Here is a 19,379-nt window from a genome sequence, read left to right as displayed (position 1 = left end):
TGGAGCGGCGTTCAGGCCGCGTTGATCTTGAAGCCGTCGGCATAGGCGGCGGGGTTCTTCCCGTCCCACACGACTCCGTCGATGAGCTTGGACGAACGCATCTCTGACTTGGGCAGCGAGGCGCCGGCCGCGCTCGCCGCCTGCTTGTAGATGTCGATGCGGTTGACCTGGCGCGCCGTCGCGAGATAGTCCGGGTGGCTCTTGAGCAGGCCCCAGCGCTTGTGCTGGGTCAGGAACCACATGCCGTCCGACAGATAGGGGAAGTTGGCGGCGCCGTCGTTGTAGAACTTCATGGCGTCCGGGTCGTCCCAGGTCTTGCCCAGCCCGTCCGTGTAGCGCCCCAGCATGCGGTCCAGGATCACGTCCATGTCGGTGTTCACATAGGACTTGGCGGCGATGGTCTCGGCCGTCTTGCGGCGGTTCGAGGCCGAGGCGTCGATGAAGCGGCCCGCTTCCAGCACCGCCGCCGTCACGGCGCGTGCCGTGTTCGGATGGCGCTGCACGAACTCCGCGGTGGTGCCCAGGACCTTCTCGGGATGGTCGGTCCAGATGCCCTGCGTGGTGGTGGCCGTGAAACCGATCCTGTCGATGATGGCCCGTGCGTTCCAGGGTTCGCCCACGCAGAAACCGTCCATGTTGCCCACCCGCATGTTCGCCACCATCTGCGGCGGCGGCACGGTGATCACCTTGGCGTCGCGCATGGGATTGATGCCGTAGGCGGCCAGCCAGTAGTAGATCCACATCGCGTGCGTGCCGGTCGGGAAGGTCTGCGCGAAGGTGTATTCGGCCTTCTCGCTCTTCATCAGCTTCGCCAGCGAGGCGCCGTCGCGCACGCCTTTGTCCTTGAGCTTGCCGGAGAGGGTGATGGCCTGGCCGTTGTTGTTCAGGTTCATCAGCACGGCCATGTCCTTGCGGGGGCCGCCTATGCCCAGTTGCACGCCGTAGACGAGCCCGTACAGCACGTGGGCCAGGTCCAGTTCGCCATTGACCAGTTTGTCACGCACGCCGGGCCAGGAGGCTTCCTTGACCGGCGTGATCTTCACGCCGTACTTCTTGTCCAGGCCCAGCGTCGACGCCATGACGACCGAGGCGCAGTCGGTCAGCGGGATGAAGCCGATCTTGACCTCGGTCTTCTCGGGCGCGTCGGAGCCCGCCGCCCAGGCGCCGGCGCGAACCAGCGGGTCGACCAGGCTCATGAGGCCCGTGGCGGCTCCGGCGGTCAGCAGCCTGCGCCGCTGGCCATCGGGGGCGGCGGGGGTGGCGCCTGCTGGCGAAGAGTCGTGCGAGGGGGTCTGTTTCATCCGGCGCTCCAGGCAAAAAAGCGTTCCGCGCGAACAAGGCCCTGCCTGATCGCCACGGAACGCCGTTGTTCCTACCACTGGGTTGTCTGCCGACCCGCTTTGGCCGGCATAGCTATCAAGCAATAGGCGTGCCACCGGGCGCATGCCCGGCGGAGCGAGAGGATGGGGCCGGGTACCCACCCCAACTTTGTGCGGCGCACCACTCAAGTGCCCAGAAACGAGGCGAGCGGAACCGTCATTCGACAAATGATGATAAGAATGATTACTATTATCATGTTTCAGCTGGTTGTAAGTCAGCTGTTCGTCAGATTCGCTGGAGGCGTTCTGCGGCGCCTGGGCGAATTTCCCCCCTTACACCTGGAGAATTTCAAGAATGGCTGTAGCCAACCGGGGCATGTCTTTCCTGCTGTCCACGTCCCATCTTGCCGTCCTTGCCGCGCTCGCTTCCGGCAAGGTCCTGGCGCAGGAACCCACGACCGAACTCGCGCCCATCGTCGTGACGGCGACGGGTTATGAACAGGAAATCAAGAACGCTCCCGCCAGCATCACCGTGATCGGGCAGGAAGCCCTGCAGGAAAAGCGCTACAACAACCTGGCGGAGGCCCTGAGCGAGGTCGAAGGGGTGGACGTGCGCGGCAACACCGGCAAGACCGGCGGCCTGAACATCAGCATCCGCGGCCTGCCCAGCGACTACACGCTGATCCTGATCGACGGCCGGCGCCAGAACGCCGCCGGCGACGTCACGCCCAACGGCTTCGGCGAGACCAGCACCAGCTTCATGCCGCCGCTCTCGGCCATCGAGCGCATCGAGGTCATTCGCGGACCCATGTCCACGCTCTACGGCTCGGACGCCATGGGCGGGGTGGTCAACATCATCACCAAGAAGGTCGCCACGGCCTGGGGCGGCTCGGTCACTTTCGACAAGGGCATCCCGCAGAATAGCGACTTTGGCGGCACCTCCAACGCGAATGTCTACGTGAGCGGCCCGCTGGTGCCTGAAATGCTGGGCCTGGCCGTGCGCGGCGGCATCTTCAACCGGGGCGCGACCGACATCGACCTGCCCGCGGGCACGGGCAGCATCAGCAAGCGCGGTCCGGCGCCGGTGGAGTCGCGGATCTACACGGCCGGCGCCAAGCTCACGCTGACGCCGAACAAGCAGCACGATTTCTGGCTGGACGTCGACCGTTCGCGCCAGTGGTACAACAACGACGAAAGCCAGCTCGGCACGCTGGATGATCCGTCCACCAACACCTACAACGGCTACGGCCGCGACCTGCGCTTCAACCGCGACCAGCTGGCCGTCGGCCATACCAGCCGGTTCGAGTTCGGCACCCTGCAATCGAGCCTGATGGTCAACAACACCGAGACGCTGGGCCGCACGGTGCCCAACATCGCGGCCAATTCGCCGCTGGCGGCGGTGCTGGTGCCGGGCGCGCCCCGCAAGCTGGAAACCACCAACGTCGTGCTCGACACCAAGCTGGTCAAGGCCATCGGCGACTCGCACATGCTGACCGTGGGCGGCCAGTACTGGGATGCCAAAATGACGGATGGCCTGGCCACCCAGCGCTACAAGCAGACCACCAAATCGCTGTTCGCCGAAGACGAATGGCGCCTGCGCGACGACCTGGCCCTGACCACCGGCGTGCGCTATGACCACCACGATGCCTTCGGCGGCCATTTCAGCCCGCGCGGCTATCTGGTCTGGAACACCACGCCCAACTGGACGGTCAAGGGCGGCGTGAGCCGCGGCTACCGCACGCCCCGCCTGAACCAGCTGCATGACGGCATCAACGGCATCAGCGGCCAGGGCCGCACGCTCACCATCGGCAACCCCAACCTCAAGCCCGAGGTCAGCACCAGCACGGAATTCGGCGTCAACTACGACAACCTGGCTGGCCTGACCGGCAACGCGACGTTGTTCCACAACCGCTTCAAGGACAAGATTTCCGCGGCCGCCAACGGTATTCCCAACTGCGACTACGCGGCCAACCCCAACCAGCCGGGCTGCATCTCGATCGGCGCGTTGCCCACCCAGGCGGAGTTCGCCCAGCAGATCAACCTGGAGCAGGCCACCACGCGCGGCCTGGAGCTGGGCACCCGCGTGCCGCTGGCCCATCGCTGGACACTGGCGCTGAACTACACCTTTACCGACAGCGAGGTGAAAAACGGCGGCGTCTACGGTGGCAAGCTGGCCGACACGCCCAAGCACATGGCCAACGCCAACCTGCGCTGGCAGGCCACCGACAAGTTCGCCATGTGGCTGCGCGCCGAGTTCCGCGGCAAGAGCCGCCGTTTCGATGGCGACCCGGCCGCGCTCACCGGCGACAACCTGCGGGCCCAGCAGGCGGTGGGCGACCTGAAGGCCTATTCGTTGCTGCACCTGGGCGGGTCCTACAAGGTCTCGAAGACGGTGACCCTGACCGGCACGGTCTACAACCTGCTGGACAAGGACTTCATGAAGTTCAAGTCCTACGTGAACGGCGCGGGGGACACGGTGTACCTGAACGAGTACATCCATTCTTCGCAATCGACCCGGGGCACCATCCAGCCGGGCCGCACGTTCTGGCTGGCCGCCAACATCACGTTCTGAAAGGGATGATGGTCCGGCTCCTGTCCGGAGCCGGACGGGCCGCGCATGCGCGGCCCGGGGCGCCCGCACGAGGGCATCCCGGCCGGGGCAAAGGCGGTAAACTGCCGGCCATGCGCATACGTCCCGACTCCGCGGCATTCGTCCTGCTTCTGGCCTCATTGTCCGCGTTGCCGGCGCTCTCCACCGATATGGCGCTGCCCGCCCTGGCGGCCATCGGCCTCGACCTGCACGTTCCTCCCTCCAGCGCGGCCCTGACCCTGAGCCTGTTCCTGGCCGGCTTCGCCATCGCGCCGCTGGCCTATGGCCCCCTGGCCGACCGCTATGGCCGGCGTCCCATCGTGCTGTTCGGCGGCGTGCTGTTCTCGCTGGCCAGCGTGGCCTGCGCGCTGGCGCCCAGCCTGGCCGCGCTGCTGGTGTTCCGCGTGCTGCAAGGAGTGGGGGCGGGCGCCGGCTCGGTCATGGCGCTCACCATCGTGCGCGACCTGTTCCAGGGCCACATCGCGCGCGCCCGTCTGTCGTATGTCGCCAGCATGCGCATCGTCGCGCCCATGATCGCGCCCACCCTGGGCAGCTGGGTCATGTACTTCGCCGGCTGGCGCTCGATCTACTGGGTGATGGCCGTGGCGGGCGTGGCGACGACCCTGGCGGTGTACCTGGGCATGGCCGAGACCCGGCCCGCGGGCGCGGCGCCCGTGCGCATCTCCGTGGGGGCGCTGCTGCGTACCTATGCGCGGGTGCTGGGCAATCCCATCCTGCTGGGCAATACCCTGGTCAACGCGTTGACCTTCGGCTGCCAGTTCGCCTACATCACCGGATCGCCGCTGCTGATGATGCAGCTGCTGGGCATGTCGCCGCAGGCTTTCGGCGCCGTGTTCGCGATGACGGCTTTCGGCATCATGGCCGCTTCGCTCATCAACGGGCGCCTGAACGCGCGCGGCGTCGCGCCCCACAAGCTCTTGTGGACCGGATTGGTCCTGTCGAGTTCGACCAGCGTGGCGCTGGCGGTGCTGGGGTTCGCCGATGCCTTGTCGGCATGGTCGCTGGTGCCGCTCTTGATGCTGAACACCTTCTCGTTCGGCATGATCGCGCCGAATGCCTCGCATGCGGCGGTGGAGCCCCTGCCCGAGGTGGCCGGCGTGGCCTCGGCCGTGGTCAGCTGCGTGATGATGGCGGTGGGCGCGCTGTCGGGGTCGCTGGTGACCCTGCTCTACGACGGCCACAGCGCGCGGGCCATCACCGGCATCATGGCCGTGTGCACGCTGTCGGCCTTGTCCCTTTACGCGTTCTGGGTGCGGCGGCTGCCCGCGTCCGCGCCCAGGTACGCCTGATCAGCGCAGCACGAAGCCGCCGACCTTGCCATCCTGCAGGTTGAGCGTGCCGACCAGGTCGTCGCCGCCGTCCTTGAACGTGATCTTCCACAGCGAGAACTGATAGGACTGCTGCCGGTAATCGCCCAGGCGCTGGACCTGGTAGCCGGCGTGCAGGCGCGGTCCCAGCTGCGTCGCCACGGCGTCGAACTGGGCGCGGTCCAGCTTGGCGAAATCGGCGCTGCCCGAAGACACGAACTGCTGGTAATTGTTGCCTTCGATGGCGGTCAGCAGCGTCTTGAGCATCTGCGTTTCGGTCTCGACGGCGGCCGCGTCGGCGGCGTATCCGGGGGCATGGAGCGCGGCGGCAAGCGCCACGGCCGTGAGCGCCCTGCGCGTGAAATTCATGGTGACTCCTGGTGGGATGGAGAGGCCGCGTGCGCCGCGGCGATGGCTTGCAGGCAGTCGTCGGGGCCGCCCTGGACCAGGGTGACGCTGCAAGCCAGCATCAGATTCAGGCCCAATCCGAAATTCTCGACCAGATAACCCTGGCCGTCCACCGGATGGCCATCGGGATCCGTGCCGGTGGCGACGCGCCGCGCCATCGGACGCGTGTCGTCGGCGTATCCCCAGACCGGCTTGCCCCGCGCGGCGGCGTAGCCGATCTCGAACGCGGTGCCCGAGTCCGGTTCCTGGCCGCGGAAGGGCGCCAGGTTGGCCATGACCACGTCGGCCCGCTCCAGCAGCGCCACGTTGGCCTGGTAGATGCCCCGCGCGGCGTCCGGCGGCGCCACGTGCGGCGCGGGCTCATCCAGGGGGAACAGCCCCTCGTAGCCGTGCCGGGCGCAGGAGGCCTTCAGCCGTTGGCCATGGGCGCGGGCGTCGGGCCGGAACACGTCCGGCCCGGCAAGATAGATCCGCATGGCTCGGCCGGTTCCCGATCAGGCCACGACGCCGGCGTCGGCCAGCAACTGCTTGAGCTCGCCGCTTTCATGCAGCTCGGCCAGGATGTCCGAGCCGCCGATGAACTCGCCCTTGATGTAGAGCTGCGGGATGGTGGGCCAGTTCGAATATTCCTTGATGCCCTGGCGGACCGCGTCGTCTTCCAGCACGTTCACGGTGGCCAGCTGGCGCACGCCGTTGGCCTTGAGCAACTGGATGGCGCGCCCCGAGAAGCCGCATTGCGGGAATTGGGCGGTGCCCTTCATGAACAGCACGACAGGGTTGTCGGTAACGGTCTGCCGGATGAAATCTTGCACGTCGCTCATGGCGATCCTCGTACAGTGTGAAAGGTGATGATGTCGATTATAGGTATCCGCCGGAAATCCGCTCGATGCCGCCCAGGTCGCGGTGGCTTTCGACGCGGATGAAGCCGGCGGCGTCCAGCAAGTCCCGCACCTGCCCGGCCTGGTCCCAGCCGTGCTCCATCCAGAGCGCGCCGCCGGATTTGAGCCAGGCCGGGGCGCCGCGGACGATGGCGCGCAGCGCTTCCAGCCCGTCGGCCCGGTCGGTCAGCGCCAGCGGCGGCTCGTGGCGCAGGTCGCCCTGCGTCAGGTGGGGGTCGGCGGCGGCGATGTAGGGCGGATTGGAAACGATCACGTCGTAGGTGGGGGCGGGCGCGGCGCCGTTCAAGGCCCCGTACCAGTCGCCCGGCCGGAACGTGACGGCGGCGCCGAGCCGCGTGGCGTTGGCGGCGGCCACCGCCAGCGCATCGGGACTCAGGTCCGTGGCGTCGACCGCCGCGTCGGGGCGGGCCAGCGCGATCGAGACGGCAATGGCGCCGCTGCCGGTCCCCAGGTCGAGCACCCGGGGGCTGGATTTGCCGCGCAGATGCGCCAGCGCGGTTTCCACCAGCAATTCGGTTTCGGGGCGGGGAATCAGCACCGCCGGCGACACCTGGAAATCGTGGCCCATGAACTCGCGCTCGCCCAGGAGGTAGGCCATGGGCTCGCCGTCGCAGCGCCGCCGCGCCCAGTCCAGGAAGACCGTGATCTGGTCGCCAGGCAGGGATTCGTCGTCGTGGGCGATCAGCCAGGCGCGGCCGACGCCCAGGGCCCGCTCCAGCAGCATGCGGGCCTCCAGCAGCGGCAGGCCGCAGCCGGCGATCAGCTCGCGCGCGGTGGCCATGGCGCTCAGTCGTCGCCCAGCGCGGCCAGCAGCTCGGCCTGGTGTTCCGAGGCCAGGGCGGAGATCAGCTCTTCCAGGTCGCCGTCCAGCACGTTCTGCAGCTTGTACAGCGTCAGGTTGATGCGGTGGTCGGTGACCCGGCCCTGCGGGAAGTTGTAGGTGCGGATGCGCTCGGAACGGTCGCCCGAGCCGACCAGGCTCTTGCGGTGCGCGGCTTCCTTGGCGTGGCGCTCGCGCTGTTCCTTGTCCTTGATCCGGGCCGCCAGCACCTTCATCGCCTTGTCGCGGTTGCGGTGCTGCGAACGGTCGTCCTGGCATTCGACCACGATGCCGGTGGGCAGGTGGATGATGCGCACCGCCGAATCGGTCTTGTTGATGTGCTGTCCGCCCGCGCCGCTAGCGCGGAAGGTGTCGATGCGCAGGTCGGCGGGATTGATCTGCACCTCGGCCACTTCGTCGGCTTCCGGCATGATCGCCACCGTGCAGGCCGAGGTGTGGATGCGGCCCTGCGTTTCGGTGGCCGGGACCCGCTGCACACGATGCCCGCCCGATTCGAACTTGAGCCTGCCGTAGGCGCCGTCGCCCGCGATGCGCACGATCGCTTCCTTGTAACCGCCCAGCTCCGATTCGCTCATCGACATGATTTCCACCTGCCAGCGATTGCGCTCGGCATAGCGGGTGTACATGCGCAGCAGGTCGCCCGCGAACAGCGCGCTCTCGTCGCCGCCGGTGCCGGCGCGCACTTCCAGGAACAGGCTGCGGCTGTCGTCGGGGTCGCGCGGCAGCAGCAGGATACGCAACTCGCCTTCCAGCTCCTCCAGCCGGTCCTTGCCCGCGCGTAACTCTTCCTCGGCCATGGCCTTCATGTCGGGATCGCCCAGCATCTCCTGGGCCGTCTCGATGTCCGCCTCGGTGCCTTCGTACTGCTTGAAGCCATTGGCGACCGGCTCGATCTCCGCGCGCTCGCGCGACAGCTTGCGGAAGGTGTCCATGTTGCTGGCGGTTTCAGGCGCCGCGAGCAACGCGTCCAGTTCGGCGAGGCGTCGAGACAACTGCTCGAGCCGGGCCCGCATCGATGCTTTCATGAAAGGCTAATGGTTGCGCTCGGAACGCGACGAGAACAGGCGCGGCAACCAGGCCAGCAGCTGCTGGCGGTCGGCGCCTTCGCTATGGTTGAGGGCGGACAGCGGGCCGTGCAGGTACTTCTGCGTCAGGCCGTGCGCCAATTGTTCCAGGACTTGCTCGGGCGCGTCGCCGCGGGCCAGCGCCTTGCGGGCGCGATCCAGCTCGGCCTGCCGCATCGCGTCGGCGGCCTGGTGCAGGTCGCGGATGACCGGCACCACCGAGCGCGTATCCATCCAGTGCATGAAATTCTGCACCCGCGTCTCGATGATGGCCTCGGCCTGCACCACCGCCGCCTTGCGCGCATCCGACGCGTTCTGCACCAGCCGGCCCAGATCGTCCACCGAATACAGATAGACGTCGTCCAGCCGGCCCACCTCGGGTTCGATATCGCGCGGCACGGCCAGGTCTATCATCACCATCGGCCGGTGGCGGCGCGTCTTGGTGGCGCGCTCGACCATGCCCAGCCCCAGGATGGGCAGCGAACTGGCCGTGCTCGACACCACCACGTCGAAATCCGCCAGCTTCTCGGGCAGCTCCGACAACCGCATCGCGCCGGCCGAGAACTTCGAGGCCAGCGTCTCGGCCCGTTCCACCGTGCGATTGGCCACCACCATCTTCTTGGGGTGATGCGCGGCCAGGTGCGTCGCACAGAGCTCGATCATCTCGCCCGCGCCGATCAGCAGCACGTTGACCTCGGCCAGGTCGCCGAACACCCGCTCCGCCAGCCGCGCCGCGGCCGCGGCCATCGACACCGACTGCGCGCCGATGGCGGTTTGCGAACGGACCTCCTTGGCCACCGAGAACGTGCGCTGGAACAACTGGTGCAACAGCGTGCCCATCGCCCCGGCTTCCTCGGCCGCGCGCACCGCGTCCTTCATCTGCCCCAGGATCTGGGGCTCGCCCAGCACCATCGAATCCAGCCCGCTGGCCACGCGGAACGCGTGCCGGACGGCGTCGTGGTGGATGTGGCGATATAGGTGGGGTTGCAGCGACCGGTTGTCGAACTGGCGGTAGTCCGCCAGCCACGTCGGCAGATGCTCGGCCACGCCCGGTTCGGCCGCACAGTAGATCTCGGTGCGATTACAGGTGGACAGGATGGCCGCCTCGCGCACCGCACCGCCGAACGCCGACCGCAGCCCCGCCAGCGCCGGGCTGACCAGCTCCAGCGGCAGCGACACCCGTTCCCGCACCGAAACCGGGGCGGAGACGTGATTCAGGCCGAATGTAAGAACGTCGACGGACATGGGGCAAAAGGGAAAAGGGCCACGAATGACAAGGGCCACCCGCCATTATAAAGGGTTGGGAGGGGGGAAGGGTGCGGCGTGGGGTCGCTGGGGGTGGGACAGCAGGGGCGGCGGCGAGGCGCTTTGCCAAAGGTCTGAAAAATGTGTAATATCCTGCGTTCTTTACGGGACGCGCGTAATTGACGCGCAGCCGGTGAAGCTTCGTTGCAGCGCTCGTTGCGACATGGCCTGGTAGCTCAGTTGGTAGAGCAGCGGATTGAAAATCCGCGTGTCGGTGGTTCGATTCCGCCCCAGGCCACCAAGGATTCGATGCCCAGCCTTAAAAGCTGGGCATTTTCATTTGTGCATCAAACTTGGACGGGAGTCTACCCACAACGTCCCAAGCCGTGCCGCCACTTCCCACGTTTGCCCGTACTCTGAGTTACTCCCAGCCATTCGCCGAGGTGGCATGTAACAAAACGTGATATACAAAGAATGGCAAGCGGCATACAAAAACCTGGGGAAGAGGCATGGCCCTACGCTTTCGGCGGTCCATCAAACTGGCGCCCGGCATCCGCATGAATGTCAGTGGATCCGGTGTGAGCTGGACGCTCGGCCCTCGCGGAGCGACGGTTGGCATCGGTAAGCGGGGCACCCGTTTGAATACGAGCTTCATGGGGCTTTCTTCCAGCCAAGACCTCTCTCGTCCTCCCCCTTCTCGTCCTCAATATGCCCTGTCCCCACCAACCAGGTCTATCCCGGTAACTTGCTCGGTGGACAACGACGGAGTTCTCTCCTTCCAGGATGAGCACGGCAACACGTTGGACGACGCCCTGATCGAGATTGCCAAGAAGCAAAATCGCGCTGCGATCCTCGGGCTCATTCAACGCAAATGCGATCAGATCAACGGGGAGTTGGACGGACTGACTACCATCCATCTTCACACGCCTTCTCCCCATACGCCGCCCCGCTTCCACCCCGAATCCTATTTGGAACCGACGCCGATAGCGCCGATGCCGCCTCGGCCGCGTTGGTGGGAAAAATTCCTGACTAAACGCTTGGCGAAGCTGGAAGCGCTTCACCGCCAGGCGCTTGCCGAGCACCAGATCCGAGTAGTGGCCTGGCAAATGGAAAAGACCAAACACGAACAGGAGCAGGCAGCAAAAGAGCGCTTGGTCGAGGAAGACATTTATACCGACACTGCCGCGATGGAGCGCTGGCTGGAGGCGAATCTTCAAGAGATCGCTTGGCCGCGTGAAACCTTGGTTGCCCTGGAAATTGCCGATGAAGGGTGCCATATATTGTTGGACGTCGACTTGCCGGAAATCGAGGACATGCCCTCCAAGCTCGCGGCTGTGCCGGCCCGGGGCTTGAGGCTGTCGGTCAAAGAGCTACCCCCAGCTCAGGTCCGAAAGCGCTATATGGCGCATGTTCACGGCATCGCTTTTCGGTTGATCGGCGAAACCTTCGCGGCTCTGCCAATCGTCCAGCGCATCACGCTATCCGGTTTCTCGCAACGCCATGACCCTTCCACGGGACAGCTCCGGAACGATTATCTGTACTCGGTCTCGGTGAATAGAGAGGCGTGGTCACATATCGATTTCGCACAGCTCTCCGCGATTGACGTCGTAGAAGCTCTGGGTCGATTCGAATTGCGACGACAGATGAGCAAAACGGGCATTTTCAAACCGATCGAACCGCTTTGATTTACCCCAGCATTCCTTGTGGAATGAAGGCTTTGATATGTGAGAACCACTATGAGTCTTATTGGGAGATAGCAATGCAAGTACAGGGACAATGCCATTGCGGCGCGATCCGCTACGAGGCCGAGGTCCAACCGGGGTCGATGCGGATTTGCCATTGTTCGGACTGCCAGATCATGTCGGGCTCGGCGTTCCGCACGAACATCGCCGCGCCGGCCGAGACGTTCCGGTTGCTGCAAGGCAAGCCGCGCCACTATGTGAAGACTGCCGACAGCGGCGCGCAGCGGGTCACGGGTTTTTGCGAGCAGTGCGGCACGCAGCTCTACGCGACCGATCCGGGTACGCCGAAGCGTTATTCGCTGCGGGTCGGGACCCTGGCGCAGCGCGACCAGGTGGGTGGTCCGCAGGGGCAGATCTGGACGCGCCGCCGTGTCGGTTGGATGCCGCCGATCGATGGCGTTGGCGAGGTCGAAGGGCAGCCGTAGCCTTGCTGTTAGGCTCGCGCAGCCTAAAAGAGGCTGTTGTAGTACTTCGCCCGATCGCGGCCTTGCGGCAGCGGCTTCCCCGGACAGTACGTGCCGCTCAAGGCAGCTTGTTCGAGCACCATGCAGGTGAAGAACGGGGTGCCGTGTTGGTGCCAGTAGTCCAGGTCGCGCGCTGGCACGGCGGAGGAACACGACCCGGGTCATCTCGACGGGGCGCGATAGGCGCCTGGCCTGGCAAGCCTGCAAGGCTTCTGCCGCCCGACTCCAGATCCGACCAGGGGTGGGGGGCGGACTTCACCTGTGCGGTACTCCTCCCTCCCATTTCCCCACCAACTCCCGCAACAATGCGGCCACCGATCGTGTCATGCGGCTAGCCGGCCGGGCCCGGGGAACCGCCAGTACCAGCCGGTTGCGCATCGCCGGTGCCTGGATCACCGACGTATGGACCTGCGCCGGATAGTTCCAGGATCGCACCGCTCCCGCTGGCAGCACTGTATAGGCCACTCCTCGCGCGACGATGGACAGCACCGTTTGCACCGAGTCGATTTCGGCTACGGCGCGCAGCGTCAGATTGCGCGGCCGGGCCTCGGCCTCTAGCAATTCGCGCAGGGAGTTGGGGCCGCTGGGCAGGATCAGCGGCAGGTGCGCGACGTCGGCCAGGCGGATGCGTGTCGGCAGCGGATGGGTGCCGACCACGACCAGCGGTTCGCGCAGCAGTGTTTCGACCTGCAGTTGCGGCGAGGTGGGCGGGTCGAAGATCAGCGCCAGGTCGAGCCGGCCGCCTATCAGCCATTCGCGCAGGCGGATGCTGAGCGCTTCGGCCACGCTGATCACCGCATCGGGGTAGAGCGCGCGGAAACCTTCCACCAGATCGGCGCTGAGCGTGTGGGCGACGTGCGGCGGCAGGCCCACGGTGACCCTGCCGCGCGGGCTGAGCTGGCGGTCCCGCATGTCGGTGCGGGCGCGTTCGGTCATCTCGAGTATGGCGCGCGCATGGGCCAGCATGGCCAGGCCGGACTCGGTGGGCTCGACGCCGCGGCCGTTGCGCACCAGCAGGCGCTGGCCCAGTTCTTCCTCGAGCGCGAGCACGTGGCCGCTGAGCGTGGATTGCGCCAGGTGCAGCGTGGCGGCCGCCTGGCTGAAGCCGCCGGTTTCCGCCACCGCCACGAAGTACCTCAGCCGATTGATGTCCACGATCCGCCTCCGACGAAGGCCATGATGGTATCGCAGATCACGATATCTGATATCTGACATATCGGAAACGGCCGAAGATAGAATCGATCGACTCATTGACCGTGACATAAGAACCATGGACACCCGCATTCCCGGGGGTGCGACGGAGACCGCACCCCTGCCACTGCCTCGCGGCGCGTGCGATGCGCACGTGCACGTCGTCGGTCCCGCCAGCCGTTTTCCCTTCGTTGCCGGGCGCCACGCCGACGATGCGCCCAAGGAGGCATTGTTTGCGTTGCACCGGCGGCTGGGCATCGACCGTTGCGTCGTGGTGCAGTCGGCTTCGCACGGTTTCGACAATAGCGCCGTCGAGGATGCCATCCGCGCGGGCGAGGGGCGTTACCTGGGCGTCGCCGCCGTGCCGCCCGACGTCGCCGATGGTGAGCTGCGAAGACTGGCGGACGCGGGGTTTCGTGGCGTGCGTTTCAACTTCATGTCGCATCTGGCCAGTCATGCCGATCCGCGTGCGCTGCCCGATTTTTCGAAACGCCTGGCGCCGCTGGGCATGCACCTGCAATTGCATTTCGCGCCCGAGCGCATCCATGAGTTGGCGCCGCTGCTGCGGGGCTGCTCGGTGCCGGTCATGATCGACCATATGGGCCGGGTAGACGCGACGCAGGGGCCGACGCATGCCCACTTCGGCGCGTTGTGCGAGTTGCTGCGGGACGAGCGTTTCTGGGTCAAGGTCTCGGGCGTCGACCGCGTCAGCCCGCCCGGCGGCTACGCCGACGGCGTGGCGCTGGCGCGGGGGCTGATGCGCGATTTTCCCGACCGCTGCGTCTGGGGCACGGACTGGCCCCACACCAATCATTCCCACCGGCCCGAGGACGAGGCGCTGGTGGGATTGCTCGCTGGCATCGCACCGACCCGGGCCGCGCTCGAGAAGCTGTTGGTCGGTAATCCCATGAACTTCTACAGGTTTGCAGCATGAGCTCCCCCTCCGTTTCCGTAGCATCCCAGGGCCGGCTTGCCGGCAAGGTCGTCTTCGTTTCCGGTGCCGGCTCGGTGGGCCCGGGTTGGGGCAACGGCCGCGCCATTGCCGTGCGTTTCGCGGAGGAAGGCGCGATCATCTTCGGCACCGACCGCGATCCCGCGCGCATGCAGGAAACCCAGCAGCGCATCGCCGACGCCGGCGGGCAGATGGTGGGCGTGGCCTGCGATGCGACGCAGTCCGCGTCGGTGGCCGAGGCCGTGGCGCAGTGCGTCGCGCGCTTCGGTCGTATCGACGTGCTGGTGAACAACGTCGGCGGGTCGGCCAAGGGCGGCCCGGTGGAGATGAGCGAAGAAGTGTGGGACGCGCAGATCGACCACAACCTCAAGAGCGTGTTCCTGGGCTGCAAGCACGTGCTGCCGCACATGGTGGCGCAGGGTGGCGGCGCCATCGTCAACATTGCGTCGACGTCCGGGCTGCGCTGGACCGGATCGGCGCAAATCGCCTATGCCTCGACCAAGGCGGGGGTGATCCAGTTCTCGAAGGTGCTGGCCGTGCAGTACGCCCCGCAGGGTATCCGCGTCAACAGCGTGGTGCCGGGCCAGCTGCATACGCCCATGGTCGAGGTGCGCCTGGCCGGCCAGCGCACCGGCGGCGACGTGGACGCGCTGCTCAGGCAGCGCCAGTCGCGCATTCCCCTGCCGTTCATGGGCGATGGCCGCGATACGGCCTACGCCGCGCTGTACCTTGCCAGCGACGAATCGCGGTTCGTCACCGGCACCGAGATCGTGGTGGACGGAGGCATGTCCGCCCGCTGCGATTGATCGTTCCAACGACGACGACATCTCCATCAGGAGGAGACACCATGCACAACATCCCTATCACGACGCGCTCGGCCTGGGCCGCCGGAATCGCCGCGGCCGCCCTGGCCGTGCCCGCCGCGTGGGCGCAGGACGCCGCCGCGAACTATCCGAACAAGCCCATCCGGATGATCGTGCCGTTCACCGCCGGCGGCCCCACCGACGCGCTGGCGCGTGCCATCGGCCAGAAACTGGGCGAACGCTGGAAACAGTCCGTGGTGGTCGAGAACCGCGCGGGCGCGGGCGGCAGCATAGGCGCGGAATTCGTTGCCAAGTCGCGCGCCGACGGCTACGTCCTGATGTTGACCACCGCTGGCGTGGTTACCGTCAACCCGAGCCTGAGTCCGGTCAACTTCGACACGATGAAGGATTTCGCGCCGGTGGCGCTGGCTTCGACGATCGCCAGCCTGCTGGTGGTGCCGCCGTCGCTGAACGTTCATTCGACGAAAGAGCTGATCGCGCTGGCCAAATCCAGGCCGGGCGAACTGAACTACGGCAGCTCCGGCAACGGCAGCGCCAGCCACCTGGCCATGGCCCTGTTCGACAAGGCCGCCGACATCAAGGTCCAGCACGTGCCCTACAAGGGCGCCGCGCCGGCCGTGACGGACCTGTTGGGGGGCAACGTGCAGGTGATGCTGATCGGCCTGTCGACGGTGTTGCCCTACGTCAGCAGCGGCAAGCTGGTCGCGCTGGGCGTGTCGAGCCTCAAGCCTTCGCCGCTGGCGCCGGCGGTGCCGACCATCGCCGAGGCCCTGCCCGGCTTCGAGGCCAGCAACTGGCTCGGTATCTTCGCCCCGGCCGGGACGCCGCCCGCCATCGTGAACAAGCTCAATGCCGCGATCAACGACATCATGCAGCAGCCCGATACCTGGGGCACGATCTCGAAGGACGGCTTCGAGCCGGTACCGCCCAATACGCCGCAGGAGTTCGGCAAGTACGTGCAATCCGAGATCACCAAGTGGGCCAGGGTGGTCAAGGAAAGCGGCATGACCTCGAATTGACTCCATCCAGGAAGCGTTCCATGAGCGAATCGACAGCTCGATTGATAGACCTGTGCCGCCACCGGCTGACCGCGCGCATCGATGCGCGCGCGCTGGGCGCGGCCACCCAATGCCTGGTCGACAGCCTGGGAGCCGCCTTCGCCGCCTACGGCGAGGCACCCATCGATGTCCTGCGCGAGCTCGACGTAGCGGGCGCGCCGGGCCCCAGCACTGTTATCGGCCACGGCGATCGCGGCCGTCCGGCCGACGTGGCCCTGGTCAATGGCACGATGATCAGCCTGCAATTGTTCGACGACAACCAGGCGCAGATGCGCGGCCATCCGTCGGGGCCGCTGCTGCCCGCGGTATTGGCCCTGGCCGAACAGCAGGACCTGACGATTCGCGCCGCGCTCGAGGCCTTCGTGATCGGCTACGAGATGGAATGCCGCTTCGGCACGCTGCTCAACCCGTCGCACTACGAGGTCGGTTGGCACGCGACCGCGACCCAGGGAACGCTTGCCGCGGTGGTGGCGAGCAGCCTGATCCTGGGCCTGGACGACCAGGCCATGGCGCATGCGCTGGGGATCTCGGCATCGCTGGCCGGTGGGGTGCGGCGCAACTTCGGCACCATGACCATGTCGCTGCACAGCGGCCTGGCCGCCAGCAACGGCGTGCGCGCCGCGCAGATGGCCAGCCGCGGGTTCACCGCCGATCCCCGCATATTCGACGGTCCCATGAATTTCGGCGCCGTGTTCTCGCGGGAGTGGACGGACAAGCTGCTCGAGGACAACCTCGACAAGTGGGGCGATCCGTTCATGATCGTGTCGCCCGGCCCGACCTTCAAGCTCTACCCTTGCGGCCGCCCGCCGCTGTTCGCGGTCGACTGCGTGGTGGACCTGCAGCGCCTGCACGGGGTGACGGCCGGGCAGATCAGGCGCATCCGCTGCGAGGCGAGCTATATGTACCCGCGCACGCTGATCCATTCGCGCCCCGGGAACGGCCTGCAAGGCAAGACCTCGCTGGAGTACTGCGTGGCGACCAGTTTCGTCGACGGCCGGCCCACGCTGGCCTCGTTCACCGACGAAGCGGTACGCCGGCCCGAGGTGCTGCGGCTGCTCGACATGATCGAGGTATGCGTGCCGCCCCACCTGTCGGAGGACGTGCCGGCTGTGCGCAAGGCGCCGTTCGAGCAGCCCGTCACGGTCGAGGTCGAGACGCTGGACGGACAGGTGTTTCGCGTGACGACCCCCATCCACAAAGGATCTCCGGAAAATCCCGCGTCCGACGCCGACCTGAAGCAGAAATTCCTCGATTGCGCGGGTGCCCACCTGGGGGCCGCGCGCTCGGAGGCCGTACTGGACCACATTGGCCGCGCCGACGGCCGGGTCCGGGATCTGATGCGATCGATGATCGTCGACCTTGCACGGTAGCCGCCACCATGCCCCTGATCGTTGTGGAAGAAGACCGCGTGCTGCGGATGGCCCAGGTGATCCTGGATCCCTCGACTTCCGCGGAACGCGTAGCCGCCTTCGCGGACTACAACAGCACCGATCAGCCCGATTTCGCGGGCTGGCTCGATGCGCTGCGCGGCCGTCTGCCGGGGCTGTATCCGGCGGACCTGCGCCTGGTCAACAGCCAGGAGGAACTGCGAGCTGCCCTGCCGCAGGCGGACGCGGTGGTCGTGGAGAGCCTGGACATCGGCGAAGCCGAACTTGCGATGGCTCCGCGCCTGGCCATCGTCCACAAGTTCGGCCGGCTCGGCGACAACATCGACCAGGCCGCGTGCGCCGCCCGGGGCATCCCGGTCATGTCATTGCGCCGCCGCACCAACATCGCGGTGGCCGAGCACACCATCACCCTGATTCTGGCGCTCGCGCGGCGCCTGCCGCTGATCAACGGGCTGGTTTCGGAAAGCCGGCTCCAGCAGGCGGGCTTTGCTTTCCGCGCCTACGACCGGCGCCATACCGCGGCGGCCAACTATGGCCGCATTCCGGACTTGCGCACGCTGCACGGCCTGACGCTGGGCCTGTTGGGTCTTGGAGAGATCGCTCGCGAGGTGGCGATGCTGGCCCGGGCCTTTGGCATGCGGGTGTGCTATCACAAGCGTATGCCGCTCGATGCCGCCGAAGAGCAGGTCCTGGGGGTGACGCACTGCGGCTTCTACGAGTTGTTCGAGCAGTCGGATTTCCTGAGCGTGCATGTGCCGAGCTCGGCAAAGACCCGTAGCCTGGTCGACGCGGCGGCCATCGGCCGCATGCGCCGGGGGGCGTACCTGGTCAATACCGCGCGGGCCGAGATCGTCGACCATGACGCGTTGGTCGAGGCGCTGCGCGCCGGCCACCTGGCAGGCGCCGGCTTCGACGTGCAGTACGGTGAACCGAGCGCGGATGACGATCCGCTGTTGCACTTCGATAACGTCATCCTGACGCCGCACATGGCCGGCGCCTCGCGCATGAACGGACTGATCGATGCCGAGAACCTGCTGTTGAACCTGCACGCGGCGTTGCAGCGCCGCGGATGAAAACCCCCTCAAAGAGGAGACACACGATGCGATCGACGATCATTCAACTTTTCCGTGCCACCGTCTTGGTACTGGGGCTGGCGGGCGCCGGCCTGGCCGCGGCGGCGGATACCGGCCACTATGCCGAACTGCCGGGCGTCAAGCTCTGGTACACCGACTCGGGCGGCAGCGGCACGCCCCTTATTCTGATGCATGCCAACACCGGCACCAGCGAGACCTGGCCAGAACAGATCGGGGCCTTTGCCGCGGCCGGCTACCGGGTCATCGCCTTCGATCGGCGGGGCTGGGGCAAGAGCATGGCCGAGCCGGCCAGCGGCGAACAGCCCGGCAGCGTCTCGGGCGACCTCGATGCGCTGATCGGCCACCTGAAGCTCGACAAGGTATTCCTGGTCGGCGTCGCCGGTGGCGGCTTTTCGGCGCTCGACTATGCCGCCTGGCGTCCCGGCCGTGTGCGTGCCATGGTGGTCGCCGCCAGCAGCGCGCGCCTCGATGCCGAGCCGGAAATGAAGGCGCTGACCGCGCGCATCGACATGCCGGGCCGCCGCAAATTGCCGGTGGTCTATATGGAGGTCAGCCCGGCGTACCGCAGCGCCGACCCGGCGGGCACGGAACTTTGGATGCACCATGAGGAACACGCCAGGCAGAAAGGCGCGGCCGATCAGCCGCTGCGAACAGCCAATACCTATGCCAAGCTCGAGTCCATTACCGCGCCCACGCTGGTGGTGGCGGGAGGTGCCGACCTGATCGCCCCGCCCGGCCTGATGCGCGTCTGGGCTTCGCATGTGAAGGGCTCGGAGTTCAAGGTCATCGGCGATGCCGGGCACGCGGTATCGTGGGAGCAGCCGCATGCCTTCAATGCCGCGGTGCTGGATTTCCTGCGCCGTCATTGAAGGGCGGCAGGCACGACTCCGTCCATCAAGGACATCCTCGGCACGGCGCACCGCGGCAGCGCGGTCGCCGTGCGCCATTTTTTCACGCCCGGGTAGAAGAGGT

General features: G+C 66.7%; 18 protein-coding genes and 1 tRNA gene. 11 read left to right on the top strand and 8 right to left on the bottom strand.

Features of this window, described 5'->3' with window-relative positions:
- Positions 1 to 11: 11 nt before the first annotated feature.
- The gene (locus AC1Q6E_RS06305; protein ID WP_296560177.1) at positions 12 to 1,301 is read right to left on the bottom strand and encodes a CmpA/NrtA family ABC transporter substrate-binding protein; all 1,290 of its coding nucleotides are present in this window, start codon (positions 1,299 to 1,301) and stop codon (positions 12 to 14) included.
- Between the two features lie 373 nt (positions 1,302 to 1,674).
- On the opposite strand from AC1Q6E_RS06305, the gene AC1Q6E_RS06300 reads away from it, so the two are divergent.
- Together AC1Q6E_RS06300 and AC1Q6E_RS06295 are read left to right on the top strand one after the other, a co-directional pair.
- Positions 1,675 to 3,891 carry a TonB-dependent receptor domain-containing protein gene (locus AC1Q6E_RS06300; protein WP_492572424.1) on the top strand — a complete coding sequence of 739 codons (2,217 nt, stop codon included), beginning with the start codon at positions 1,675 to 1,677 and terminating at the stop codon, positions 3,889 to 3,891.
- Between the two features lie 110 nt (positions 3,892 to 4,001).
- On the top strand, positions 4,002 to 5,219 hold the full coding sequence (locus AC1Q6E_RS06295; protein WP_492572423.1) for a multidrug effflux MFS transporter: 1,218 nt from the start codon (positions 4,002 to 4,004) through the stop codon (positions 5,217 to 5,219).
- On the opposite strand, the gene AC1Q6E_RS06290 is transcribed toward AC1Q6E_RS06295, so the two are convergent.
- The 6 genes from AC1Q6E_RS06290 to hemA are packed head-to-tail and all read right to left on the bottom strand — an operon-like array spanning position 5,220 to position 9,694.
- Positions 5,220 to 5,606 carry a hypothetical protein gene (locus AC1Q6E_RS06290; RefSeq protein ID WP_152793892.1) on the bottom strand — a complete coding sequence of 129 codons (387 nt, stop codon included), beginning with the start codon at positions 5,604 to 5,606 and terminating at the stop codon, positions 5,220 to 5,222.
- Positions 5,603 to 6,121 (bottom strand): nucleoside 2-deoxyribosyltransferase, encoded by a 519-nt coding sequence (locus tag AC1Q6E_RS06285; protein ID WP_492572422.1) that lies wholly within the window; start codon positions 6,119 to 6,121, stop codon positions 5,603 to 5,605. Before AC1Q6E_RS06285 ends, AC1Q6E_RS06290 begins: the two co-directional genes overlap by 4 nt.
- 18 nt (positions 6,122 to 6,139) lie before the next feature.
- Positions 6,140 to 6,466: a Grx4 family monothiol glutaredoxin gene (gene grxD, locus AC1Q6E_RS06280; RefSeq protein ID WP_124691404.1), complete on the bottom strand. Its 327-nt coding sequence runs from the start codon at positions 6,464 to 6,466 to the stop codon at positions 6,140 to 6,142.
- Between the two features lie 37 nt (positions 6,467 to 6,503).
- Positions 6,504 to 7,325 (bottom strand): peptide chain release factor N(5)-glutamine methyltransferase, encoded by an 822-nt coding sequence (prmC, locus tag AC1Q6E_RS06275; protein ID WP_492572421.1) that lies wholly within the window; start codon positions 7,323 to 7,325, stop codon positions 6,504 to 6,506.
- Between the two features lie 5 nt (positions 7,326 to 7,330).
- Positions 7,331 to 8,410, bottom strand: coding sequence for a peptide chain release factor 1 (gene prfA, locus AC1Q6E_RS06270; RefSeq protein ID WP_152793897.1), 1,080 nt, complete (start codon positions 8,408 to 8,410; stop codon positions 7,331 to 7,333).
- A 6-nt stretch (positions 8,411 to 8,416) separates the two neighbouring features.
- Positions 8,417 to 9,694, bottom strand: coding sequence for a glutamyl-tRNA reductase (gene hemA, locus AC1Q6E_RS06265; protein ID WP_492572420.1), 1,278 nt, complete (start codon positions 9,692 to 9,694; stop codon positions 8,417 to 8,419).
- A 225-nt stretch (positions 9,695 to 9,919) separates the two neighbouring features.
- Here hemA and AC1Q6E_RS06260 point away from each other — a divergent pair.
- The 3 genes from AC1Q6E_RS06260 to AC1Q6E_RS06250 all read left to right on the top strand — a co-directional run bounded on the left by AC1Q6E_RS06260 (position 9,920) and on the right by AC1Q6E_RS06250 (position 11,861).
- Positions 9,920 to 9,995: transfer RNA gene (locus AC1Q6E_RS06260), tRNA-Phe, on the top strand.
- A gap of 208 nt (positions 9,996 to 10,203) precedes the next feature.
- Positions 10,204 to 11,379, top strand: a complete 1,176-nt coding sequence (locus AC1Q6E_RS06255) for a DUF4236 domain-containing protein (RefSeq protein ID WP_492572419.1) — start codon at positions 10,204 to 10,206, stop codon at positions 11,377 to 11,379.
- A gap of 74 nt (positions 11,380 to 11,453) precedes the next feature.
- Positions 11,454 to 11,861: a GFA family protein gene (locus AC1Q6E_RS06250; protein ID WP_492572418.1), complete on the top strand. Its 408-nt coding sequence runs from the start codon at positions 11,454 to 11,456 to the stop codon at positions 11,859 to 11,861.
- Positions 11,862 to 12,155: 294 nt separating this feature from the next.
- Here the strand turns inward: AC1Q6E_RS06250 and AC1Q6E_RS06245 are convergent, their stop codons facing one another.
- On the bottom strand, positions 12,156 to 13,055 hold the full coding sequence (locus AC1Q6E_RS06245) for a LysR substrate-binding domain-containing protein (RefSeq protein ID WP_492572417.1): 900 nt from the start codon (positions 13,053 to 13,055) through the stop codon (positions 12,156 to 12,158).
- A gap of 115 nt (positions 13,056 to 13,170) precedes the next feature.
- On the opposite strand from AC1Q6E_RS06245, the gene AC1Q6E_RS06240 reads away from it, so the two are divergent.
- The 6 genes from AC1Q6E_RS06240 to AC1Q6E_RS06215 are packed head-to-tail and all read left to right on the top strand — an operon-like array spanning position 13,171 to position 19,276.
- Positions 13,171 to 14,025 (top strand): amidohydrolase family protein, encoded by an 855-nt coding sequence (locus AC1Q6E_RS06240; RefSeq protein WP_492572416.1) that lies wholly within the window; start codon positions 13,171 to 13,173, stop codon positions 14,023 to 14,025.
- Entirely contained in the window at positions 14,022 to 14,849 is an 828-nt protein-coding gene (locus tag AC1Q6E_RS06235) for an SDR family NAD(P)-dependent oxidoreductase (protein ID WP_492572415.1), read from the top strand. Before AC1Q6E_RS06240 ends, AC1Q6E_RS06235 begins: the two co-directional genes overlap by 4 nt.
- A 41-nt stretch (positions 14,850 to 14,890) precedes the next feature.
- The gene (locus AC1Q6E_RS06230) at positions 14,891 to 15,886 is read left to right on the top strand and encodes a tripartite tricarboxylate transporter substrate binding protein (protein ID WP_492572414.1); all 996 of its coding nucleotides are present in this window, start codon (positions 14,891 to 14,893) and stop codon (positions 15,884 to 15,886) included.
- Positions 15,887 to 15,906: 20 nt separating this feature from the next.
- Complete coding sequence (locus tag AC1Q6E_RS06225) at positions 15,907 to 17,295, top strand: MmgE/PrpD family protein (protein ID WP_492572413.1); 1,389 nt, start codon at positions 15,907 to 15,909, stop codon at positions 17,293 to 17,295.
- Positions 17,296 to 17,303: 8 nt separating this feature from the next.
- Positions 17,304 to 18,386: a 2-hydroxyacid dehydrogenase gene (locus AC1Q6E_RS06220; RefSeq protein ID WP_492572412.1), complete on the top strand. Its 1,083-nt coding sequence runs from the start codon at positions 17,304 to 17,306 to the stop codon at positions 18,384 to 18,386.
- 26 nt (positions 18,387 to 18,412) lie between these two features.
- Positions 18,413 to 19,276 (top strand): alpha/beta fold hydrolase, encoded by an 864-nt coding sequence (locus AC1Q6E_RS06215; protein ID WP_492572411.1) that lies wholly within the window; start codon positions 18,413 to 18,415, stop codon positions 19,274 to 19,276.
- Positions 19,277 to 19,379 lie beyond the last annotated feature (103 nt).

It is taken from the genome of Pigmentiphaga sp. MLSB6-MA01 (assembly GCF_058793475.1).
Note: the sequence above shows the minus strand (reverse complement) of the source record. Positions and strands in the feature narration are given on the sequence as shown.

Coding starts and splice junctions, on each gene's coding strand:
- AC1Q6E_RS06305 (WP_296560177.1), bottom strand. CDS start 1,301: ATGAAACAGACCCCCTCGCACGACTCTTCGCCAGCAGGCGCCACCCCC.
- AC1Q6E_RS06300 (WP_492572424.1), top strand. CDS start 1,675: ATGGCTGTAGCCAACCGGGGCATGTCTTTCCTGCTGTCCACGTCCCAT.
- AC1Q6E_RS06295 (WP_492572423.1), top strand. CDS start 4,002: ATGCGCATACGTCCCGACTCCGCGGCATTCGTCCTGCTTCTGGCCTCA.
- AC1Q6E_RS06290 (WP_152793892.1), bottom strand. CDS start 5,606: ATGAATTTCACGCGCAGGGCGCTCACGGCCGTGGCGCTTGCCGCCGCG.
- AC1Q6E_RS06285 (WP_492572422.1), bottom strand. CDS start 6,121: ATGCGGATCTATCTTGCCGGGCCGGACGTGTTCCGGCCCGACGCCCGC.
- grxD (WP_124691404.1), bottom strand. CDS start 6,466: ATGAGCGACGTGCAAGATTTCATCCGGCAGACCGTTACCGACAACCCT.
- prmC (WP_492572421.1), bottom strand. CDS start 7,325: ATGGCCACCGCGCGCGAGCTGATCGCCGGCTGCGGCCTGCCGCTGCTG.
- prfA (WP_152793897.1), bottom strand. CDS start 8,410: ATGAAAGCATCGATGCGGGCCCGGCTCGAGCAGTTGTCTCGACGCCTC.
- hemA (WP_492572420.1), bottom strand. CDS start 9,694: ATGTCCGTCGACGTTCTTACATTCGGCCTGAATCACGTCTCCGCCCCG.
- AC1Q6E_RS06255 (WP_492572419.1), top strand. CDS start 10,204: ATGGCCCTACGCTTTCGGCGGTCCATCAAACTGGCGCCCGGCATCCGC.
- AC1Q6E_RS06250 (WP_492572418.1), top strand. CDS start 11,454: ATGCAAGTACAGGGACAATGCCATTGCGGCGCGATCCGCTACGAGGCC.
- AC1Q6E_RS06240 (WP_492572416.1), top strand. CDS start 13,171: ATGGACACCCGCATTCCCGGGGGTGCGACGGAGACCGCACCCCTGCCA.
- AC1Q6E_RS06235 (WP_492572415.1), top strand. CDS start 14,022: ATGAGCTCCCCCTCCGTTTCCGTAGCATCCCAGGGCCGGCTTGCCGGC.
- AC1Q6E_RS06230 (WP_492572414.1), top strand. CDS start 14,891: ATGCACAACATCCCTATCACGACGCGCTCGGCCTGGGCCGCCGGAATC.
- AC1Q6E_RS06225 (WP_492572413.1), top strand. CDS start 15,907: ATGAGCGAATCGACAGCTCGATTGATAGACCTGTGCCGCCACCGGCTG.
- AC1Q6E_RS06220 (WP_492572412.1), top strand. CDS start 17,304: ATGCCCCTGATCGTTGTGGAAGAAGACCGCGTGCTGCGGATGGCCCAG.
- AC1Q6E_RS06215 (WP_492572411.1), top strand. CDS start 18,413: ATGCGATCGACGATCATTCAACTTTTCCGTGCCACCGTCTTGGTACTG.